4 protein-coding genes are annotated in these 4,056 nt (G+C 52.5%); 1 reads left to right on the top strand and 3 read right to left on the bottom strand.

What is annotated here, in order from left to right:
• Positions 1–116: 116 nt before the first annotated feature.
• The 3 genes from IMW75_RS26510 to IMW75_RS26520 form a co-directional block, all read right to left on the bottom strand.
• Positions 117–581, bottom strand: a complete 465-nt coding sequence (locus IMW75_RS26510) for a response regulator transcription factor (protein WP_205894280.1) — start codon at positions 579–581, stop codon at positions 117–119.
• Entirely contained in the window at positions 578–2,419 is a 1,842-nt protein-coding gene (locus IMW75_RS26515; RefSeq protein WP_237142349.1) for a PAS domain-containing sensor histidine kinase, read from the bottom strand. Before IMW75_RS26515 ends, IMW75_RS26510 begins: the two co-directional genes overlap by 4 nt.
• A 159-nt stretch (positions 2,420–2,578) precedes the next feature.
• Positions 2,579–3,184, bottom strand: a complete 606-nt coding sequence (locus IMW75_RS26520) for a lecithin retinol acyltransferase family protein (protein WP_205894281.1) — start codon at positions 3,182–3,184, stop codon at positions 2,579–2,581.
• Positions 3,185–3,557: 373 nt separating this feature from the next.
• Between IMW75_RS26520 and IMW75_RS26525 the strand changes: the two genes are divergently transcribed.
• A complete protein-coding gene (locus IMW75_RS26525; RefSeq protein ID WP_205894282.1) occupies positions 3,558–3,821 on the top strand; it encodes a hypothetical protein in 264 nt (87 codons plus the stop codon).
• The last annotated feature ends 235 nt before the right edge of the window (positions 3,822–4,056 follow it).

The raw sequence follows: 4,056 nt of genomic DNA on the forward strand, positions 1-4,056 counted from the left end.
CTTGCGGGTCTGCTTGCGCTTACCGGCGTACTCGGCATCGGCGAAGGTCATTTGCTTCATCATCGAAAAGCTCGGCGATTGGTGTCCGGGGATTTTGCCAAATCAGGAAGTCTTTTTCAGGATTTCCTTAGGAAACAGGCATTCATCTCAGCATTCCGCTTCTCGATTCCACGTCTTTGGGTGTCGATCTGGTGAGCGGCAGACACTGCGTCTAAGAGATCCTGATCCCGGAACGGCTTGACAAGAAAATCAACTGCTCCCGCCTTCATGGCCTGGATAGCCATGGCGATGTCGCCATGACCGGTCATGAAAATGACTGGGAGCGTTGTATTTGATTCTACTAATTTTTGTTGGAATTCCAGGCCGCTGAGGCCTTTCAGGCGGACGTCCAGGACCAGGCACGAAGGAATGTCAGGGGGAGTGTGCTCCAGGAATTCTGCCGGCTTCGCGAACGTCTCGACACGAATGTCTATCGAGCGAAAGAGGCTGCTCAGCGCAACACGGACAGATTCCTCGTCATCAATCACGAATACTATCGGCCCATCGATGGAGGAGTGTGTTGATGAGGCATCTCGATTCATGGATGCTCCTCCTGCCCAAGCGGGAATGACAAATGAAACACCGCACCTTCACCCGGCTGACACGTCGCCCATACCCGTCCGCCGTGTGCTTCGACAATGGATCTGCATATGGAGAGTCCCATTCCCATTCCTTCGGTTTTGGTTGTATAGAAGGCCTCAAACAGTTTAGGGATCTGCTCAGGTGAGATGCCCGGCCCACTGTCTTGAATGTCTACGTCTACAGTACTGGGCGGTTTATGGCGGACGCTTATATTCAAGGTACGATTTGCACTTTTTGCGTGCCCCATCGCTTGCATGGCGTTCATGATCAGGTTGATGATTACTTGCTGCAATTGGACGCGGTCACCCACGATCAAAGCAGGATGACCATCGTGTTTATACGTCAGGATGACCTTGCTCCGCTTTAGCTCACGCTTCACTAGCTCTAACGATTCGCTGACCACCTCGGACAAATCAAGAGCCATAGTTTGCGGCGCCGTCTTGCGAGACATCGCGCGTATACGCCGAATGACTTCGCTGGCTCGATGGGTTTCGCTCATCATTCGCTCGATTGCACTGCGCGCCTCCTCGAGGTTAGGCACGTCCCGAGCTAGCCACCGCAGGCCCGCGGTACCATTGGTACTGACAGCAGCAAGCGGCTGATTGACTTCGTGGGCGATGGATGCCGCAAGCTCACCCAAGGTTGAAAGCCTCGTGACGTGAGCCAACTCCTGTTGGGAACGGTGAAGGGCCTCCTCGGATAACTTTGTATCGGTCACATCCATCAAAGCCCCAATGTATTCGACATTTCCGGAAGCATCCGCAACGGAGTGTGCCAACATCTGCACATGCTTGATGCGTGCATCGCCCATCAATAGTCGATATTCCACTTTGATAAACGGCTGTTCACGGTAGGCATCATCGACTGACTTTTTGATCAGATCGATATCGTCCGGGTGCGTTTTTCCTAAAATGCTGTCCAACGCCGGTTGTTCCTCATCGCCGAATTCGAAGATCCGGCGTGCTTCTTCGGACCAGTACATGTCGCCGCCGGGAATTTTAAGTCCGATGCTCCCTGTCTGACTCAGCCGTTGCGCACCGGCGAGAAAGGCTTCACTGCGTCGCAAATCGTTAATCGCTTGTTTACGTTGGGAAATGTCGTTGTGGGTCGCAAGAATCGCTTTGGGGTTGCCGTTGTCGTCTCTCGACAGGGAGCATCTGCTGATCACGCTGATACTATTTCCATCGCGGCCGTGTTCAACCACTTCCCCTTCCCACTGACCCGTCTTGAGAAGCGCGGTCATCATCTCGGACCAGGGAATCGCCAATTGCGGATTTAAAAGCGTGCGAAAATCCTGACCGACAGCCTGTGATGCTGACCATCCGTATAGTGCCTCCGCGCCTGCGTTCCAGCTGGTAATGATCTGATCCATGTCACGCACGATAATCGCATCGTGAGTCTGCGCGAGTAGCCGCACCTGCTCCTGCAATTCATCGCTGGAGGCTTTGTTCTTGAGCGCGAGCAGTGTCGTAATGCCGATTGCGGAAAGGCTTACAAGGCAACGCGCAAAACTCGCGGAGTATAGGTCGGCGCCATGTGCAATAAAAAAAGCTGATAACGTCAATCCAATGCAGGCAAGTGAGACACCTACAACACCCCTCCTAGAGAACACGTTGATCGCTATCAAGATCACAGCGACGTAGAGAACCGCAACCGCGATCTCAATTGAGGTGAGGGAGTCGATAATGAAAATGCCGCTGGAAAGTGCAATCGCCCCAATCCTCTGAAGCACAGCAGGCGATGCTCGGCCATCGGTAACTGAGTCAGCAGCCACAGTCGTCTCCATTATGATTTTCATAAATCAATGGGCCTGCTGGTCCGCAATACCTTGTCGGGATTACATAAACACTAGCCGGTAATCTGCGACAAGCAATTCGATTGACCGGGATATTCGCAGAACGGGAGAGGCGATGGCTTGCACTCCATTCTGACGATGTGGGCTGCACTTGGTTTCAGCCTATGCAAGCAGACCGGGCTCTGGCGCCAAAATCAAATGGATCAAGCGGAGAGGAAAATGTAGATACTCATCCACCTGAGCGCTCTTGCTGGCCCCGCTTATGCACCAGGTGCAGAAGTGTTCACAATTGTTGCTCAGAATTTTGTATTTCGACTCTCCGATTCTAGACCGCGCACGTACCACGATCTCGTCGCTAGTAAATGCTGGGTGGTCTTGGTAAACCCAGACTGAATGACCGTTCGCGAAGTGCTCCAAATGGGTTATCTCAATCGGACCAGCTTTCAGTGAGCCACTCAACCCGGAATAGTGAGCTACGGTCCCGTCTCCAAGGTAAATTCCGTGGTGGATGTACAGTTTGCGTGGGCTTACAAGATGGGTTCCTGGCGTGAGAAAATTTGTCGCCAAGCCAACCCGCCTGAGATTTAAATGGGTAGTAGTACAGTCTTGGGAGGCTCCACGTTTGGCGCTACGGACATGAACCTCATGTTCGGAAATCGGGCTGTTCAGGCAGGACACGAGATTCGCATCAACCAAGCCGGATCGAAAAAGCACCAAGGAGCTTAGTGAAACCACCCAACCTTTCATGTCCGACAGCAGCCTGTTCATGATGAAGCCCTCCGAAGCCTTAAAAAAAGGATATCTTGCGTAAGGGCCAGAATCATTGGGACGTAAGTCTCTTTAGATAATCAGCTCTGATGCGTCTCTCATCCTTGAGTATTAATCCTCCTCATCGAACTTTGATTGCCTGGTCGCTAGCAAGCTGCGGGGTGCTTTCATCTGGTTTTGCTCTGTCGGCGATGACCATGTGCCTGGTGTACCTAGCCGAATGCTTGTATCTGAGCGTATCCAGAACGGTGTCAGCGATTTATGCATACAAAACTTCGATACCCCGACACTTGTCAGATACACCGCAAGCTTCAAATGGCTCCACTGTCTCAGCGGCCTTTACGCCTCAGACGTGGGTACCTGGAGAATCGCGATGGTAGGTTTCAGTAATCCAAATACTGCGGGTTTGCTTGGCATTGCTCTCGCCACAGCAATGGTGCTTGCTGCGTACGCGGGCGTTTCATATGCTCATGAAGCTCAGAAGCACGACGATCTTTCTCATGAAGCAGTAGCGCTTAAGGGTTGGCAGCCGAAAATGCATCGCGCAGAGGAGGTGGATCGTGAGCAAAGCGCGCCGTCTGCACAGCGTTCTAACCCGGGCTTAGAGGTAGCGCATATTTACCAACGGTATCTTTGAGCAATGGTTGTAGGTGCTACCAAGAGAAAAGCACGTCTTAGCGCTCCGCCATGTAGGGGGTGGTCGGGACTAAGGCCGCTGTTCATCCACAGCTACGTCGCTGGAATCCTGTAGTGGTCAACTAATCCCGGACACGACGTTAAGTTTTTCCTCGGCCCGCGCTGGTGCCAACCCCTCGTTGAATTGGTGAGGCCGAATCCAGTTGTAGCGATGCATCAAAAAATGGCTGATATCG

It is taken from the genome of Pseudomonas gregormendelii, assembly GCF_017114825.1.
Lineage (GTDB): Bacteria > Pseudomonadota > Gammaproteobacteria > Pseudomonadales > Pseudomonadaceae > Aquipseudomonas > Aquipseudomonas gregormendelii.

Coding starts and splice junctions, on each gene's coding strand:
- IMW75_RS26510 (WP_205894280.1), bottom strand. CDS start 581: ATGAATCGAGATGCCTCATCAACACACTCCTCCATCGATGGGCCGATA.
- IMW75_RS26515 (WP_237142349.1), bottom strand. CDS start 2,419: ATGAAAATCATAATGGAGACGACTGTGGCTGCTGACTCAGTTACCGAT.
- IMW75_RS26520 (WP_205894281.1), bottom strand. CDS start 3,184: ATGAACAGGCTGCTGTCGGACATGAAAGGTTGGGTGGTTTCACTAAGC.
- IMW75_RS26525 (WP_205894282.1), top strand. CDS start 3,558: ATGGTAGGTTTCAGTAATCCAAATACTGCGGGTTTGCTTGGCATTGCT.